The sequence below is a fragment of the Nitrospinota bacterium genome, from assembly GCA_027619975.1.
In the GTDB taxonomy this organism is placed as follows: Bacteria; Nitrospinota; Nitrospinia; order Nitrospinales; family VA-1; genus JADFGI01.
This window is the reverse complement of sequence record JAQCGX010000037.1, coordinates 1-16,492: the sequence shown is the minus strand read 5'-3', so window position 1 is coordinate 16,492 and position 16,492 is coordinate 1. Positions and strand designations below refer to the sequence as shown.

Below are 16,492 nucleotides of genomic sequence, written 5' to 3'. Positions count from 1 at the left end.
TTTGGAGGTATTTTAATGAAGTTTCTTAAGATGTTATTTCTAACTTTAATTGGATCACTGACTATGGGAGCACTTGCTGATAATTGCCAGGCGATGGGAAATGGAATATACGCAGATATAGAAACCACTAAAGGGAACATACTGTTAAAACTGCATTATGATCGTGCGCCAAAAACAGTAGCAAATTTTATAGGGCTTGCAGAGGGAACAAAAAAATCGAATAAACCAGCGGGTGTCCCATTTTATGACGGGATTATCTTTCATCGGGTTATAGAAAATTTCATGATTCAAAGTGGTGATCCAGAGGGCAGTGGAAGGGGTGGCCCAGGTTACAATTTTGCAGATGAATTCCATCCAGATTTAAAACATGACCGCCCTGGTATTTTGTCGATGGCCAATGCCGGCCCGAACACGAATGGGAGTCAATTCTTTATAACTCATGTTCCCACCGCGTGGCTGGATAATAAACATAGCGTATTCGGTGTTGTCGAAAAAGGGATGGAGGTTGTCAATAGCATTGTGGGCGGCGATAAAATCAAGCATCTAAAAATTATTAGAATTGGGGATGAAGCTAAAAACTTTAAGTAAATGAATGGTGGGTGAAGTTGGTCAAAATAGTAAAACGATAATCAAGGTTTTGACCCGAATGAATTTATTTTTAATGCTTGATGGAGGCGTTTAGTATGTCCGATGCACAAAGTAATGAGATTGCCGTGATCGACACCTCTCTGGGTAAAATAGAGGTCGGTTTTTTCGAAGATAAAGCCCCAGGGCATGTCAAGAATTTCAAGGACCTGGCGGGTAAAGGGTTTTATGACGGCACGATCTTTCACCGGGTGATTCCCGGTTTCATGGTTCAGGGTGGAGACCCCAATTCCAAAAGTCAGGATCGGTCCACGCATGGAACCGGCGGTCCCGGTTACACTATTAAGGCAGAGTTTAATGATGTGCCCCACACGCGGGGCGTCCTGTCCATGGCCCGATCCCAGGACCCGGACAGCGCCGGATCGCAGTTTTTCATTGTGGTCAAAGATTCTTCATTTTTGGATGGACAGTATACGGTGTTCGGAGAAGTTCTCGACGGGATGGATGTGGCCGACAAAATTGTTAATTCTCCCAGGGACGGCAATGATAATCCCAATGAAAGAATTGAGATGAAAGCCGTGAAGATCGAAAGCCGGTAATTTTTTATCAAACACGAGAGAGGCGGATGCTTCTTGAAAGCATCCGTTCTCATTTAATGAGATTGGGAGTTATGGAAAGCGAATTTAAATTAAAATTGTTCGATATTGTCAAAACATCCACCCCGTCTGGAAGAATATCTGAGGACGGCATTCCGGGGGGAGACACGATCCTTAATATGATCCTGGAGAACTGGGACCAATATGAAAAAATAAATGTTTATTTTGAAGGCATCGCGCAAATGACCCGTCCTTTTATAGACGAAGCGTTTGCTAAAATCTTAGAAACCCATTCCCTGGATGATTTTAATTCCAAACTTTATTTTCCAGATGCGAGTGACAAAATCGTACAAGCGTTGAGCGGGGCCATTAAACTGCGGATTAAGATCATCAAAGCGGCCAAGGACAGGAAGGACTCGGCAGACGGGTTTTAACTCTGTCCAGCAGGGTTATTTTTTAGGGGTTTTCATTACCTCGGTGATGAAAACTTCCGCAAACTCTTTTACGGCTGATGCGTTGGCGGCTGTGATGACCCGCTCGTGAGCGGAGACGCTGTTTTCTGAAAGTTTGATATTGGCTTTATCCAGTTCTTTTAGGGTATGTTTATCGTTTCCTGCGGCCACATCGAAGTCATTGATCAGAGTTGCCGGAATCAGGCAGGGGACTGCCGAGCCAATGGCTCCGACCACCATTGAGTTGTGATAACGGTCAGCAACCAATAAACGTACCAGTTCATCTTTCCACAAATAGGACCGGGCTCCTTTCCCGCCTATGAGGATGACTCCGTGAAAAACACCTATGATTTGCCGGGTTCCTCTCCCTCCGGAGACATAACTGTCTCCCGTGATTCCCTCCATCGCATCCACTATCAGCACATCAGGCATAATTGTTCCGGTTTTCATGCCAACGGCGTCCTTTAGCTTGGATGAGGCGACGAGCACTCTGGCTTCCTCCTGTTTCATGATCTCCATGAGGGGGGCCAATTCATCTTCGTCGTAATAATCCCTGGGGATGATGAAAAGAATATTTTTTCCGGTTAATCGAGCCATGCCCGTGTTTCTCCTGTCAGTGGATAATTAGCTTAGTTTCAGATTAATTGATTGGGTGCCAACCAGTTTATCATAAAGTTGTAACATTTCTGCCTGCACCGCAATTTGATGATTGGAATATCCGGAAGATTTGCATTTTGTCATTTTCAGGTGGGATTCTCAAAGGAACCAGACGGACGGGAATCGGCCCGGTAAGGCAATCAGTGCGGGTTATTTAACAACCCCGCTTATTTGTTCATATTTTTTGGCGCTTAGATGGAGCAGATTATTCAAGGAAAACTCTTCCAGGGCTTCTGCATAATCATCCAGCCAGTGAGTTTCAGGGAATTTTGGTTGTTATTTTTAGGGCCGTTGCCATTGTTTTGGGTCATGAGGTGTTTTAATGAGAAAGGTATCCATCGCCTCCTATTTTAACTTCCGTATTGAAAGGGATATTTAGTTTGAAATTTCAAAACCTTGCTCATGCCCCGGTTTTGAATCAAAAGCGCCTCCACCTGGTATAAAAAACAATCTTAAGTAAGGGGGATAATTCATTCTTAAGGGCATTTCTAAAAATAGACTAAATGTTCCTAATCGTTAATTTAAGGAGATGGCTTTGTTTTAGTGGGACAGGCTTTCCAGCCTGTCCGCACGGGCTAGAAAGCCCGTGCCACCGATATAAGAAATCTTGTGCAATGTTCGATTTCCCGTAATAAACTAATTTTTAGAGGTGTCCTTGGGCTATTTCGAATAAGAGTCGAAAAAAATCGCTTTTCCTTACCGATTTTTTCCTTTAAGGTGAGCAAAAAACGGAAAATGGCTGTGAACACCCTATATTGTAGCTAAGGGGAACGGGAAAAAGATTGCTCTGTAAGAAAGGGAATGCCCCACATGACGACCGAAATTATTAGTAAAGAGTTGGATTCGGAAATGGATCCTGAGAAGGCAGATTTTGATGTGGACGATTATTTCGCTATCCGGGGGTGGCTGTGGAACGCTGAGGAAGAAGATCATTCCACCGAGATCGGCGAAGGCAAAGGGCTCATACGGTTTAAAGAAGGCGGCGATGCTATGGAGTATTATGACAAGGTTAAATATAATGCCTTCAGCGCAGAGGATAAAGGCGATATTAAAATCGAGTTTATCCATTTCCGCTTCAGCGTTCCCCGCATCCACAAATCCCGAATCCTGTTCCCCTGAGTCGGAGATGCTGTTCTGAGTTTATTTTTTCGCTCGTAGATCAGCCACGATGCCCTGGAGGATCGACGCTTGCGGTTGATTCGGTTCCAGCCGAAGGGATTCCTCAAAATGAAACGCTGCTTTGTCTACATCTTTTTTGAACTGATAAAAGATCATCCCGAGATTCTTATGAATGCCCGCCAACTCCGGCTTCCGCAATAGCACCCCGTTATAAATATCGATGGCTTGATCGACGTTGCCTTTTTGCATTTGAATATTGGCCATGTTGACCTGCGGAAAAACAAATTCCGGGTCCAGTATGGCGGATTGCTCAAATTCGGCGTATGCCTTATCCAACTGACCCTGCATGGCGTGAGCGTTGCCCAGGCCAAACCGCGCCCTGGCGTGATCGGGCTGCATTTTAAGAAAACGGTGAAAGTTCGCAATCGCCTCTTCGATCTGACCCGTTTGCAAAGCCAGATTGGCGAGATTAAAAAAAGCCTGCTCAAAATAAGGATTGAAGCGAATCGCTTGACGATAAGACTGAAGCGCCGCTTGCGGTTTTCCTACCAAATGCTGGGCGCGGGCTAGATTGTAATGCGCCGGGGCATAGTCCGGTTTTTGCGCCAGAGCTTTTTCAAAATAGTGAATCGCTTGCGGGTAATTCTTTTTCTTGCCGTAAACATTGCCCAGGTTGTTCAGCCCAAAAAAATAACCGGGACTCAGTTGAATCGCGGCTTCAAATTCTTTAATTGCCAGATCGTATTTTCCTTGTTTGTCATAGGCTTCTCCCAGATTGTTATAGGGCCGAACCAGGTTGGGGGCTTTTTTTTTCGCATCGGCCCACAGGCTGACTTCATCTTTCCAAACGGCATTGCGCTTCACAACCCCCGCCGCGAAACATATCAGAATCAAAACCGCTGAGGCCCGAACAACGGGAACCCACCCCTTGCCGAAATGAATAGAACTCTTAACCGACAATTTGAACTCATTCACGAAGTGGACCAGCAACCCTGCAAGCAAAAGGGAAAAACCCACCATCGGTAAATAGGTGCGGTGCTCCACGGCCATGTCCAGCAAGGGTACAAAGCTTGACGTCGGGAGCAGGGTGATCAACATCCAGGCCATGCCAAACCCCGTCAACCGCCGAGTCAGGGAAACCTCTCTATCGCGGGAGACAAAAATACAGCCCCCCACATAAAGGAGCAAAACCACGACTCCCATCCAATTCGCCCAATTTGACCAGTCGGATAAAACCGGAAAGGCGACATCAATGCTCAGGTTGAAGGGAAATCACAGTTTCCTGAAGTATTCAAAGGGAATCACAAAGGTCTGGGTCAATAAATACGTGGAAGTGGACCAGGGAGCGTGCGAGGCGGATGCCACGCCACCGCCCCAATACTGCTTATAGACGATCGCCCCGACCAGAGGCAGGCCGATCACGAGCAACCATTTCGCCTGCCTGACGAGCCATTGAGAAAAGGACTCTTGTGATAAAAAATAAAAATGAAACAAAAACATCATGGCCGGAAGCGTCACGATGATCTGCTTGGAAACCATTCCGAAGAAAAAACACATTCCGGCTAGGCCCCAATAAATAACTCCATAACGCGTTCTATTGGACCGCGTCAACGCGTCTTCCTTTATCTTGAGCAGACCCTTGAAAAACAGAATCAATGCGGCAAGGTAAAATACGGTCACCAGAATGGACGAACGGCTGGAAATATAAGTCACGGATTGCGTACTTAAGGGATGCAGGGCAAACAGCAGAGCGGAAAGAAGGGCAAGATTGTTCTATCGACCGGGCGATTGTGGGTGCGCCTCGGAAAAAACCTTCATCGCCAACCCCGCCAGTTGGTACACCAGAAAGGTCGCCGCCAGATGAAACATAATATTAAAGACGTGATAACTCCACACTTCAAAGCCGCTGATGGCGTGATTGATATTGAAGGAAAGAATCACCAGCGGTCGTTGCCAGATGCTGAAAATAAATTCAGGGATTTTATCGAGGCCGCGGATCCAGGGTTTTTCCAGAATGGAGGGGATGTCGTCGAAATGAAAGGAATGGAACAGCGTGTTGCCGTAGACCAGAACAACCGCCAGCGCCAGCACGAAGGGGGGCAATAATTTTTTCATGAACTTGAAATTTTGTGAAAGAAAAGATTCAAAATCGGATCGTCCGCCATTACTAATCTTTTCGGCATTTCACAGGACAATTCAAGGGGACCCGTGTGAAGCTGGAAGAGACCGATTCTCCAGAGTTTCCAGCGACAACTATATCAGGTGTTATACACTTCTTGAAATACTATATCAGAAAATTAATATTCTGATATAGTATTGTCATTTTTCTAATAGTTGTGCCTTTCAATACTATATACACCATATATGGGGTATCTAACTATATCAGGTATTATACACGTCCCAAAATAGTATATCAAAATATTGATATTCTGATATAGATTTTGTACTATTGCCAATATGACAACTAAACACCACAAACCCGCTTTTTTAAAAATATCGACGGCAGAATTAAACTATAGCCAATTTGCGAAGGAATATGAACAAGCCATTTACGCGTTGGGTTTGCTTGAAGGGTCACAGAAAAACCTACAAAACCCTGATTTGCTCATCTCCCCTTTATCTGCAAAAGAAGCAGCGGTGAGTTCAAAAATTGAAGGGACGGTGAGTACCGTTTCTGATGTGTTTCTCTATGAAGCTGGAGGAAAACCCCTTGAATCGGATACGGTACAAGTTGTTAATTATAGAAGGGCCATGCGGCACGCCATTGACGAATTGAAGGAAGGACGAAAAATAACCAGCCACCTTATAGAGTCGCTTCACGCTACTCTGCTTAGAGGGGTGGGGCATAAAGGAAATTATGGAAAATACAGAGAGAACTCGGTTTGGGTTGCGGAAAAAAGAACAGACCCCATAGAAAAAGCGATTTATGTTCCACCTGAATCTCATTTGGTCAGGGATTATATGGAAAACCTAATTGATTATATCGAAAATGGTCAAGAGGGATCACTGATCAAGGCGGGATTGTTCCATTACCAGTTTGAAGCAGTGCATCCGTTTGATGATGGAAATGGTCGTCTGGGAAGGCTATTAATCCCACTCATTCTCTTCAACGAAAAAAAAATTTCATCCCCAATTTTGTATTTGAGTGGATATTTTGAAGCTCATCGAGATGAATATTTATCAGTCCTTCATGAAGTTGACAAAACCGGAAAATATGAGCGCTGGTTGGCTTTTTTTCTTCGCAGTGTTGCAGAACAATTAAAAGTTACTCAGAAACTCATTGAAGATATTTATAACCTCTACAATGATATTAGAACCCTATTTGAGGTTACTAAATCCCCATATCTTATACCTTTTGTGGATTTTATTTTTGAGTTCCCCTCTTTTACACTTCCTCAGGCGCAAAAGAAATTACAGAGTAATTCCCGACTTACGGTTGATAGACTTATAAGACTTTTTGAAGAAAAGGGAATTATACAGGATTTAAACATTCGCGCAGGACGTTCAAAAATCTATCTTTTCAAACCTCTTCTTGACCTGCTACGTTAGCGGTCACCAGCCAAATACAGGGCAAGGAACAAGTGTAAAAATTGGGTGGTCGTGAAATGACTTTAATTTATTTTCCCAGCACCAGAAGAAACTCATCCTCTATCAGGTCGAGCACTTTTTCCCAGGAATAATACTGCACGGCACGTTCGCGACATCGCGATTTCAAGGCTTCAAAAGGTTTGGGGTTCTTAATAAACTTTTCGATTCTGCGGGAAAGCGCTTCGGGTGTGGTCCCCGGAAACAGGAGACTCTCATCAATGTCTTTCAAGATTTCAACCGTGCCACCGACAGGCGTTCCCAAAACCGGCAATCCGCTGGCCAACGCTTCCACCGTCACCAGCCCAAACCCCTCGATTGCAAGGGTTGGCAAAATAAAAACATCCGCAGAACGGTAATAGTACGGAAGATGTTCCCTGGTGATCATCCCCACGAGCCGTACCCGGTTTTCCAGGTCGTTCTGTTTGACCAGGGCTTGCAGTTTTTCCCGCAGGGCTCCCTTGCCACCGATGACGATCAGAAAATCCAGCTCGGGAGCGCGTTCCACGATTTGCCCCGCCGCCAGGATCAGGTTATCCAGACCCATACGCGCCTCCAACCGCCGGACGGTGAGCAGAACCGGACGATCCGTCGGCAACTGCAAGGCCTCGCGCAAGGCGGAACGGTCCTGATCCGGCTCCAGAGGAAAAAATGCGTTCACATCCACGCCTCCGGGAATCACCCGCAAGCGGGCTTTTCTTTTCGGGTAATATTTTAAAAAGTGCCTGCGGGAATATTCACTCAGAAACAAAATGCTCCGGGAATCCTTGAAACACCGCCCCTCCATGAATTTTATGACGCGCAAAATACTGGCCAGTTTCAGATGAAAAAATATTCTCGCCACTCCTCCCGCTGGCTTTTGGGCCGCGCGATTGATTTTTTCTTCATCCAGCCAGGAACTGTGAAAATGAGTGACTTTGGGAATTCGCCGCAGCCGGGGGCTCAGTAAAGCTAGAAATCCCACCAGCGGATTGTGGATGTGGACCAAAGAAAGAGACGTTTGCCGACAAATGGAATTGATACGCTTTTTGATCGCCCGCCAGAGGCTGACGATGTTTTTACTGTCCCTTTTCCTAATACGGTGAAAATGCACCCCGTCAATCACTTCATAATCAGGCAGGGCATCGTCCGGCTTGCAGGTGATCAGGTGCACCTCCCATCCTCTATCCACCAGGCGTTTGTTGACCTCGTGAGTCAACCCCCAGGCGCCACCCAGGGCATCCGGGAGACTGTGGTATTGTAAGGAAAGGAGACAGCGTTTCTTGGGAGCGTGGTCCATACGGGATATTATCATAAAAAATACGTATCGATAAATCAACCCGATGGGTCCGCGCTGGAATCTTAAGGAGTAAAGTTCCATCCAATATACAGGAGAGGCTTTTGCATAGGACTGAAGTTCAGCCCTATGCAAATCAGATCAAACTTGTTATATTGATAGGTACTAATAGTCACTACCGACAACCACCCGATTATTTTTGGGGGCGATCCGGATTCGACGGGAGGGATGAGACAAAGGTTGCATGCACGGGATGCCGTTGGCCCGTAAAAAAACGGCGAATACATAATCGCTAACGATTATGATGTAGCAGTAGCAGCTTAACTTAACTTAAGTTTGTTACCGTTCGCTTCTCCCATGTCTGCGGGGAGATGATCGAACGTCATTCAGCGGGCTGGTCCGGTTCGGATGTTTCGACTGAACGGGGCGAGAGTTTTAGAGACTGGCTTTAGTCTCATCCTGCCTCTGGGAGGAGATCATAGCGAGATTCAAAACAGAGGATAAGCATGTAGAAGCCTTTGATTGAAACCTTTCGGACGGGGGTTCAATTCCCCCCGCCTCCACCAATTCAACATCCAATACAATCCAATAAAGTCCCGAAGCCCTAGGAAACTAGGGCTTTTTTGTTGCCATGGAGTCCTATGAGAGGTAATATGGTTTTATGCAATCCGGCTATTGCTGGGGGCAACTATGGGGGTTAATTATGAGATCGAAATCCACATGCCCCCAAAATTATGCTAGCCACTGAAATCATTGACAAAGCCCTGCAAGGAGACACCATGCCTTTGACCGATATCAAAGCCCGTAACGCCAAGCCCAAAGAGAAAACGCGCAAGCTTTATGATGAACGTGGCCTGTATCTGGAAATCTCTCCAAAAGGCGGCAAGTGGTGGCGTTTCAAATATCGTTATGAAGGCAAAGAAAAACGCTTATCTCTCGGTGTTTACCCTGATGTGAACTTGAAACTGGCACGAGAGCGGCGAGACGATGCCCGAAAGCTGGTTGCTAATGGCATTGACCCCAGTGAAAACCGCAAAGCTGAAAAGCTGACAAAGGGTGGAGGAAACTGCTTTGAAGCCGTGGCGCGGGAATGGTACGCCAAATATTCTACCAATTGGTCGGCGAACCACGGCGGGCGAATCATTCGGCGTTTGGAACGAGACATATTCCCATGGATTGGTGATAAACCGATTGCAGTGGTGAACGCACCTGAACTGCTTTCTGTGATACAGCGCATTGAAAAAAGAGGAGCACTCGAAACCGCACACCGGGCCTTGGGCAATTGCGGGCAAGTCTTCCGTTATGCAGTCGCTACTGGGCGTGCCGAACGCGATCCCTCCGGTGATCTTCGTGGCGCTTTGCCCCCAGCCAAAGGCGAACACTTCGCCGCTGTGACCGAGCCGAAACAAGTGGCAGAGTTGCTGAGGGCCATAGATGGCTATGAAGGTTCTCTCATTGTGGCCTGTGCCCTGCGTTTGGCTCCGCTCGTGTTTGTGCGACCTGGAGAATTGCGCAAAGCCAAATGGGAAGATATTGATCTGGAAGGCGGCGAATGGCGCTACATCGTAACCAAAACCCAAACCCAGCACATCGTTCCCCTGTCTCGGCAAGCCATAGAAGTATTGAAGGAATTACAGCCTCTAACTGGAAACGGACCGTATGTTTTTCCGGGAGCGCGAAGCAAAGACCGGCCCATGAGCGACAATGCCATCCTTGCGGCCATGCGGCGCATGGGCATCGGCAAAGAGGAAATGAGCGGTCATGGATTCCGGGCCATGGCCCGAACAATGCTGGATGAGGTTTTAGGAATCCGTCCCGACTTTATCGAGCACCAACTGGCCCATGCGGTGCGCGACCCCAATGGACGGGCCTACAACCGGACAGCGCATTTGCCTGAACGCCGTAAGATGATGCAGGACTGGGCGGACTATCTGGACAAGCTTAAAGCCGACGCGAAAGTGATACCGCTCCGGCGGGGGGCTTAATGGTTTGCTCTAAAGCTTATTGGCAAATCGCGCACTTGGGGAGTTCCAAAAACCCGGATCAGGTTAACCCGATCCCATAATTATATTTTCCGCATTACAAGTTATCCAACCATTGGGTTCAGGTCGGGGCCCCAGTCATTCCCCCATCCCCGGCCAGGGTGGATCGTTCCCCCCCCCATTACCATGTTCCTCCTCGTTGGCCGGTTAAAAATTTCAAAAATTCCGTGAAGAGGATATTTTTAATTCACGCTAACGTTCGATTTCCAGCAAAACGATATTATTTTGAATTTGATTGATAAAGTCCGGGCGATTACTTTCTGAATACACCGGAACAGGAACCAGTCCTGTTGGGGAAATTAAAGTTTCGGGAAGAGTGGGCAACAGGTTCTTGATAAAAGTTGATTTAATGGCGAAGTTTACGTTTTGGGGAAAGTTTCCGGCGACAGTGGAAGTGGCTTGCGCGTCAAGAGATGAGGTCACGATTCCGATAACCTCCCCCTTATCGTTGAACAAGGGGCCGCCGCTGTTTCCTGGTTGAATCGGGATGCTGATTTGGAACGATTTAGGGTCGTTCCTCACTCCGGATATGGCGTTGATCACACCCTCGGAATATTTCGGCTTGTTCCCGAGAATGTTGCTTAATGGATAACCCACGGTAAAAGCTTTATCGCCTATCCGGACTTCCGAGGAATCTCCCAGAATAATTTTCCCCGCTTTCATATCCGGGACCTCATCCAGAAATGGCGATTCGTTGTTTTGATTTTGGCTTAAAGGCAGGTCGATTAAAAACGTGGTCCCGTGTTTGCCGTCGCTTTCAGCTTCCAGGGACCCGCCATGTTTTTCGATGATGGAATAACAAACCGACAAGCCCAGTCCCGTGCCTTTGTCTTCCGGTTTGGTGGTGAAGAAGGGATCAAAAATTTTCCCCAGGTGTTCTGGTTTGATGCCAGGGCCGGTATCGGTAAAACAGATACGCAGGAACCCGTCCTTTTCCGGGTTGGAGGGAGAGCTTCCGGGTTCAACCTGGGAAGCGTTTTTGCCTTCCAGAACCTGGGTCCGAACCGTGAGTTTGCCGCCGCCGGACATGGCATATTTGGCATTGTTGATGATATTCAAATAGACCTGCCGCATCCGATCATTGTCTAAAAGGAGTTTGGGCAAGTCAGAATCAAACTCACGGACCACCTCAATACCTTCGCCATTCATTTCACTTTGTATGATTGAAAGCACCGATTCCAGTTCACGATTGATGTCTGTGTATTTCAGCTCAACATCCCCCTTGCGGGAGAATTTCAAGAGCCCGCTGATGATTTTTTCTATCCGGTGAATCTCTTCGGTGACGGAGCCCAGGTCTTCCAATAAGCTTTGGTCTTCTTTCCGTTCCATCTGCAACGCTTGAGTGTGTCCGGATATGATGTTGAGGGGGTTGAGAATTTCATGGCACACGCCTGCGGCCAGACGTCCGATTCCGGCCAGCTTTTCAGAACGTAAAATTTGATTTTGGGCCGACTTGAGCTTGTCAAGAGATGCTTGCAATTCTTCATGAGCCAGAGTCAGCTCCTGATGGGATTTTTTCAGCATTGCCTCGGTGTGTTTTCTTCGCTCGGCTTCCTTGTGGAGTTGAATCGCGTGCCGTATGGATTTTGTCAGTAACTCGCAGGATAGTTTGCCCTTGACGATATAATCGTCGGCGCCGGATTTCATGGCCTCAACGGCAATTTCCTGGTCGCCCTGTCCGGTCAGGAGAATGATGGGTGTGGTGATGTTTTGGGATCGCAGGGCCTGCAACAACCCGATGCCCGTGCCTTCTCCCAGCCGGTAATCGAGCATGCAAAGATCGTAGGTGGTTTCTGCCAATAGCTTCAGGGCTTCTTCATGCGACCGGGCGCGGTCGATTTCCGGGGAGGGTTTGGTCAAACCTTCCCGGATGAGATCTTCGGTTAAAAACGCATCGTCGTCATCATCATCAACGATTAGAATTTTGAGTGCTCGTTGTTCCATAGTGGGGTTTAATGAGGCAGTTTTACCGTTTTTATCCAGTAATTAAATAACACCTTGGCCAGATCCACTAATTCATTGAACCGGACAGGCTTTTGGATGAAAGAATTGACGCCCAAATCATAGGACTTGGCGATGTCTGTTTCCGCCGATGAGGTTGTCATCACGATCACAGGAATTTTACGAAATTTAGGATTGGATTTTATTTCCGTCAGAGCTTCCCGGCCATCTTTTTTGGGCATATTAAGATCGAGAAGGATCAACCCCGGCAATTCGTTGGAAGCCCCATTGGCCCCATTGGTGCAGGATGTTAAATACTCCAGGAGCTCATCGCCGTCTTTCACCCAATGCATCTCATTGTCCACCCCGGCCTCCTTTAACGCTTCCAGAGTCAACAAATAATCGTCTTCATCATCTTCGGCAATGAGTATGGTGAACGGTTTGGGAGTTTGATTCATTTTTTATGATCCATAAATACGCCATATGGAGTTGGCAAATACTAGCTAAAAAAAATGAACTATGCAGGTATTGCCACGTGTGCCCTGTTTCCTGTTATTTCTACGGTTATGGTAAATATGAATGGTTTGCATCGTTTACTTATGGACTCTGTCCTGGGCAATAAAAGACTCATAAGCCTTGATATTTCAAATTCTTGTAAAACTATCCTCCTTCTGGTATCGGATGAAAATTGATTTCCTTTAGCTCTGAATATAGATAAATGCAAAAAATCTAATTCTGTGTGCTTGAGAGGTATAAAATGGCGGTAAGTAGGAAGCGGGGGAAGCTGGCAATGGTGAAATATCACCTACCCCTCCGGGGCATGAAGGCAAAGGTATCGGACATCACAAGTGCTGGCTGTACATTCCGGCTCCTGGAGAAAACGACTCACCGTGAGACAATGGGCCGAGACGCGGGTGCCAGTCGTGATTGAGCGCGAGCTTTTGAGTTGTGAGGAGAAGTGCGGCGGAAAAACTACTTTCCTTTTATATCCTGGATAAATTTCTCTCTCTCAATCCTTAGTTTTTCCTTGAAGCCTTCGATACTGCCGTATTTCTTCGCATAATGTTTGCGGATCTGATCCACCGTTCTGATTTTTTCGGCTTGTTCGCCTATCAGGCAATTTCCGGAGGTATCGCACGCCCAAATAGGTAAATCCTTTTCGACCTGCTGGCGGAGATCCTCGGGAATATTGCTATTGTGCGGCAGGCCGGCATAATTGACGTCCTGGGTTTCTTCAATCCGCTCCAGTTCCTTGACTAAATCTTCGATATTTTTCCCATCCCAGGAACCGAGTTCATCATCTCCATCGGCGGACATGATACGGTTTTTTAAAGCCGGGTCGATCTCGGCCTTGTCCAGGGAAAACCGCCTTTGTATTTCGGAGGCCATATTGCCGTCTCCATAGGGCATTGTTGATATTAATGTGAGGCCTCATACATTACAACAATATGAGGCCTGCGGGAATCAAAAACACCGTTTTTCAGGCTTTGTGCAGTTCTTCGCATATCGGCAGCACTGTTTATCCGCCAACCAGCCATTAATTCAAAGAGATAAGGCTGAGTTGTTGAATGATGGATCCTGGCGTCACCCGCTTCGTCCTGCGCAAAAGCAAAAACTGGAAAAAGAAGGCAGATAAATGCGATCCATGCTGGCAGTCGTTGCATAGTGGAAAATTCAATCAAAAGAATTCCTCGTAGCTCTGCTACGGGGTTTCCTTTCACATTCCCCTCCTTTGCAAGGAGGGGTTAGGGGAGGTTATAAAAAAACTACCTTAGTCTGCTTTAGGGTACAGGACGATCCCTTCTTTTTTTGCTCACTCCTGCTTACTTAAGTTTTCATTTGTTCAGGGAGAAACATGATCGGGTGGATTGGCTTTACAACCGCGATTTTTTTTGTAGCCTAATTTATATTTTGGGGATACAGTTAGGCAGAATTTTTATTAATAAAAATTGCCTTTATAAAATGATGAAAACATCCAAACAAATATTACTGATAACGCTGATTCTCTTCATATTTTTTGCTTCCGGCTGTTCCAAAAACTTTTTCGGAAGGGATGACGCTAGGCCCGACTCAAATATTTTTGGGATGGCAGGTGATCTCGAAGAGATTGAAGAAAAATCCGGCGGAGTGGATTCCTCCTCTGGCAGGGATGATAAAACCGGCCTCGACCAGAAAGTGGGTGCGGCCGAACAGGGAGTGCCGGGCAACGGTGCAAGCGGTTCTTTCAGCGCCGAACCTTTTGCCGGAGAAGGGGAGGGTTTGCGCATCGATGGCAGTGATACGAAGGAAACTCCTGAACCGTTTCTGACCGAAAAGGGGGAGGATATGGTCGCTTCCTTGCCTCACGACGAGCAAGCCCGCCGCTCGTTGCCTTATCATCCCATCGACCACCTGACGGACATTCATTTTGCGTTTGATAAGTACGACCTGGATGACAAGTCAAGGGCCATCCTGCAGGAAAACGTGGCCTACCTGAAGACTCATCCGGCGTCCAGGATTGAAATCCGGGGGCATTGTGATGAGCGTGGCAGCAACAGCTACAACATCAGCCTCGGTGAAAGGCGCGCGCAGTCGACCAAGTCATACTTGACTTCCCTGGGAGTCGATGCAAGCCGGATTCGTACCATCAGCTATGGCGAGGAAAGACCTTTCTGCTTTGAAAGCAATGAAGCCTGTTGGTATCAAAACCGTAGAGCCCACTTTCTGGTTGCCGATTAAACAGAGCGTGTAGCTGACCTCACCTGATCAACGTGCTTTTGATCCCGATTCCGGCGCTCAACCCGGAGCAGTTTTTGGGACAGAGTCAGATGCAATCCTCTCCACTTTGACCTCGATAAAGCCTCGATCACAATCAGCGATCTTGTTTCCCAACGCTATGGTTTAGATGCTTCCAAAGCATCCGCAGGATGCTCCTCTGAGCGCGGGTCCAGCAAACTCACCTCCGGAGATGTCAGCGGGATAGCAATAAAATTTTCTCGTTCTTCTATTGGAACCCGTTCCCGTTGGGTTATTCGATAATAGGCCAATATCCCTGTCAAACCATGAACAACGCCCGTAAACAAAAAAAGAGTTGATTGCCCTTGGTGAGTTTTTCCGCCGCTCAAGAAAAATTTTCCTAAACCATTGATTGATTGCGGCAGTTTATTCCTCCCCACACAACACAAAAAAACTCCTGTTTTCGCAATTTTGCGATAACCTCAATCTTTTTCTGGCGTGATATAATCCAAAATTGAACATTAGTTTTTCCCTAAATTGCCTTATAGGCAGAAAACATTTCTAAGAGGTTGAGCATGGAAAACATATCCATTGATGAACTGCACCGTCGCATTGATAATTTGAATGACCAGCAACTGATCCTCGATGTCCGGTCCGCTGAGGAATTTAATGAAGGGCATATTGCAGGCGCGCAAAATACTCCGCACGAAGAAGTTGGGTCCATTGTCGAAGACCTTAAAAAATTTGAGACGGTTTATGTTCACTGCAAAATGGGGGGGCGAGCCAAAATGGCGTCGCAGATTCTCAGCAGTTCAGGATTGGACAATATTGTTTGCGTGGGAGATGGGGGAATGCAGCGCTGGAATGAGATGGGCTGGTCCATCGAATCCTGACGCGGTCTTTAAACCCGAACCTGATTTAATAGTTCTCCCTGGCGGGAACTATTAATTTACGGCAAAAGAAAACCCAGAGACAAGCCGGTAACAGCCTGTCTCTGGGTTCGATATTGCTAGCAGCTGATTTAGTACTTCAATTCATGCCACTGAGTAACGCCTTTCTGGCCGTTTCTTTCTTTATTCTGACCATTCCAGATTGCAATCGCCATCGGGGTTTTACCCGATTTGAACTGCGTGTCGTTCTGGTCATCGTTGCTCAAAGCACGCTTGAACACAACCGCCCAGCGGTTGTTGCTCCAGTTGCCGTCACCTTGAACATCCTGATGCGCCTGGGTCGTCAATGTGCTGAACCCTTCTGCATTCAGGTCTTCAACAGCAGACACCCGCATATCGGCATCGGACATAATGTTGCCGGTTGCCCGGCCAGGGTTGTATACACCCTCATTTTTGCCCATACCAAAGTCAACGTAGGTGTTCCGCTTGGTGATGTCACCGGTTCCGGTTGTTTCGGACCCAGTTGCATTCCGTGCGGATTTACTGCCTGACTCATGCTTGGTGTCGAGACCACCCAATTTTCCATCGGGCTCATACATGTAGTATCCGCCGCCGCCGAAAGCCATATCGGAGT

The 16,492-nt window shown here is 47.0% G+C and carries 18 protein-coding genes, 1 other RNA gene and 1 pseudogene; 9 read left to right on the top strand and 11 right to left on the bottom strand.

Translation table 11 applies throughout. The features are described 5' to 3' along the window. Positions 1-93: 93 nt before the first annotated feature. The 3 genes and pseudogenes from O3C58_12175 to O3C58_12165 all read left to right on the top strand — a co-directional run bounded on the left by O3C58_12175 (position 94) and on the right by O3C58_12165 (position 1,615). Positions 94-582, top strand: a pseudogene (locus O3C58_12175) (peptidylprolyl isomerase). A 101-nt stretch (positions 583-683) separates the two neighbouring features. Continuing rightward, positions 684-1,184, top strand: a complete 501-nt coding sequence (locus O3C58_12170) for a peptidylprolyl isomerase (protein ID MDA0692608.1) — start codon at positions 684-686, stop codon at positions 1,182-1,184. Between the two features lie 71 nt (positions 1,185-1,255). Further along, positions 1,256-1,615 (top strand): STAS-like domain-containing protein, encoded by a 360-nt coding sequence (locus O3C58_12165; GenBank protein MDA0692607.1) that lies wholly within the window; start codon positions 1,256-1,258, stop codon positions 1,613-1,615. Positions 1,616-1,630: 15 nt separating this feature from the next. On the opposite strand, the gene O3C58_12160 is transcribed toward O3C58_12165, so the two are convergent. Next, positions 1,631-2,230: a DJ-1/PfpI family protein gene (locus tag O3C58_12160; GenBank protein MDA0692606.1), complete on the bottom strand. Its 600-nt coding sequence runs from the start codon at positions 2,228-2,230 to the stop codon at positions 1,631-1,633. Between the two features lie 870 nt (positions 2,231-3,100). Between O3C58_12160 and O3C58_12155 the strand changes: the two genes are divergently transcribed. After that, complete coding sequence (locus O3C58_12155) at positions 3,101-3,409, top strand: hypothetical protein (GenBank protein ID MDA0692605.1); 309 nt, start codon at positions 3,101-3,103, stop codon at positions 3,407-3,409. A 21-nt stretch (positions 3,410-3,430) separates the two neighbouring features. Here the strand turns inward: O3C58_12155 and O3C58_12150 are convergent, their stop codons facing one another. The 3 genes from O3C58_12150 to O3C58_12140 form a co-directional block, all read right to left on the bottom strand. Next, a complete protein-coding gene (locus O3C58_12150; GenBank protein MDA0692604.1) occupies positions 3,431-4,612 on the bottom strand; it encodes a tetratricopeptide repeat protein in 1,182 nt (393 codons plus the stop codon). A 69-nt stretch (positions 4,613-4,681) separates the two neighbouring features. Continuing rightward, a complete protein-coding gene (locus O3C58_12145) occupies positions 4,682-5,122 on the bottom strand; it encodes a hypothetical protein (protein ID MDA0692603.1) in 441 nt (146 codons plus the stop codon). Between the two features lie 60 nt (positions 5,123-5,182). After that, positions 5,183-5,524, bottom strand: coding sequence for a hypothetical protein (locus O3C58_12140; protein MDA0692602.1), 342 nt, complete (start codon positions 5,522-5,524; stop codon positions 5,183-5,185). A 342-nt stretch (positions 5,525-5,866) separates the two neighbouring features. Between O3C58_12140 and O3C58_12135 the strand changes: the two genes are divergently transcribed. Further along, positions 5,867-6,958 (top strand): Fic family protein, encoded by a 1,092-nt coding sequence (locus O3C58_12135; protein MDA0692601.1) that lies wholly within the window; start codon positions 5,867-5,869, stop codon positions 6,956-6,958. A 67-nt stretch (positions 6,959-7,025) separates the two neighbouring features. On the opposite strand, the gene O3C58_12130 is transcribed toward O3C58_12135, so the two are convergent. After that, entirely contained in the window at positions 7,026-8,288 is a 1,263-nt protein-coding gene (locus O3C58_12130; protein MDA0692600.1) for a glycosyltransferase family 4 protein, read from the bottom strand. Between the two features lie 183 nt (positions 8,289-8,471). Here O3C58_12130 and ssrA point away from each other — a divergent pair. Continuing rightward, positions 8,472-8,836: a transfer-messenger RNA gene (ssrA, locus tag O3C58_12125) on the top strand. 213 nt (positions 8,837-9,049) lie between these two features. After that, the gene (locus O3C58_12120) at positions 9,050-10,255 is read left to right on the top strand and encodes an integrase arm-type DNA-binding domain-containing protein (GenBank protein MDA0692599.1); all 1,206 of its coding nucleotides are present in this window, start codon (positions 9,050-9,052) and stop codon (positions 10,253-10,255) included. Between the two features lie 249 nt (positions 10,256-10,504). Here O3C58_12120 and O3C58_12115 read toward each other — a convergent pair whose 3' ends face one another. The 4 genes from O3C58_12115 to O3C58_12100 all read right to left on the bottom strand — a co-directional run bounded on the left by O3C58_12115 (position 10,505) and on the right by O3C58_12100 (position 13,974). Then, positions 10,505-12,256 carry an ATP-binding protein gene (locus O3C58_12115; GenBank protein ID MDA0692598.1) on the bottom strand — a complete coding sequence of 584 codons (1,752 nt, stop codon included), beginning with the start codon at positions 12,254-12,256 and terminating at the stop codon, positions 10,505-10,507. An 8-nt stretch (positions 12,257-12,264) separates the two neighbouring features. Beyond that, the gene (locus tag O3C58_12110; GenBank protein MDA0692597.1) at positions 12,265-12,711 is read right to left on the bottom strand and encodes a response regulator; all 447 of its coding nucleotides are present in this window, start codon (positions 12,709-12,711) and stop codon (positions 12,265-12,267) included. 514 nt (positions 12,712-13,225) lie between these two features. Further along, positions 13,226-13,642, bottom strand: coding sequence for a hypothetical protein (locus tag O3C58_12105; GenBank protein MDA0692596.1), 417 nt, complete (start codon positions 13,640-13,642; stop codon positions 13,226-13,228). A 29-nt stretch (positions 13,643-13,671) separates the two neighbouring features. Continuing rightward, positions 13,672-13,974 (bottom strand): hypothetical protein, encoded by a 303-nt coding sequence (locus O3C58_12100; GenBank protein MDA0692595.1) that lies wholly within the window; start codon positions 13,972-13,974, stop codon positions 13,672-13,674. A 241-nt stretch (positions 13,975-14,215) separates the two neighbouring features. On the opposite strand from O3C58_12100, the gene pal reads away from it, so the two are divergent. Further along, positions 14,216-14,971, top strand: coding sequence for a peptidoglycan-associated lipoprotein Pal (gene pal, locus O3C58_12095; GenBank protein MDA0692594.1), 756 nt, complete (start codon positions 14,216-14,218; stop codon positions 14,969-14,971). A gap of 155 nt (positions 14,972-15,126) precedes the next feature. Here the strand turns inward: pal and O3C58_12090 are convergent, their stop codons facing one another. Further along, a complete protein-coding gene (locus O3C58_12090) occupies positions 15,127-15,357 on the bottom strand; it encodes a hypothetical protein (GenBank protein ID MDA0692593.1) in 231 nt (76 codons plus the stop codon). A gap of 186 nt (positions 15,358-15,543) precedes the next feature. On the opposite strand from O3C58_12090, the gene O3C58_12085 reads away from it, so the two are divergent. Next, on the top strand, positions 15,544-15,861 hold the full coding sequence (locus O3C58_12085; protein ID MDA0692592.1) for a rhodanese-like domain-containing protein: 318 nt from the start codon (positions 15,544-15,546) through the stop codon (positions 15,859-15,861). Positions 15,862-15,989: 128 nt separating this feature from the next. Here O3C58_12085 and O3C58_12080 read toward each other — a convergent pair. Beyond that, positions 15,990-16,492 (bottom strand): ethylbenzene dehydrogenase-related protein (locus O3C58_12080; GenBank protein ID MDA0692591.1); only part of this gene is annotated, 503 nt, incomplete at its 5' end.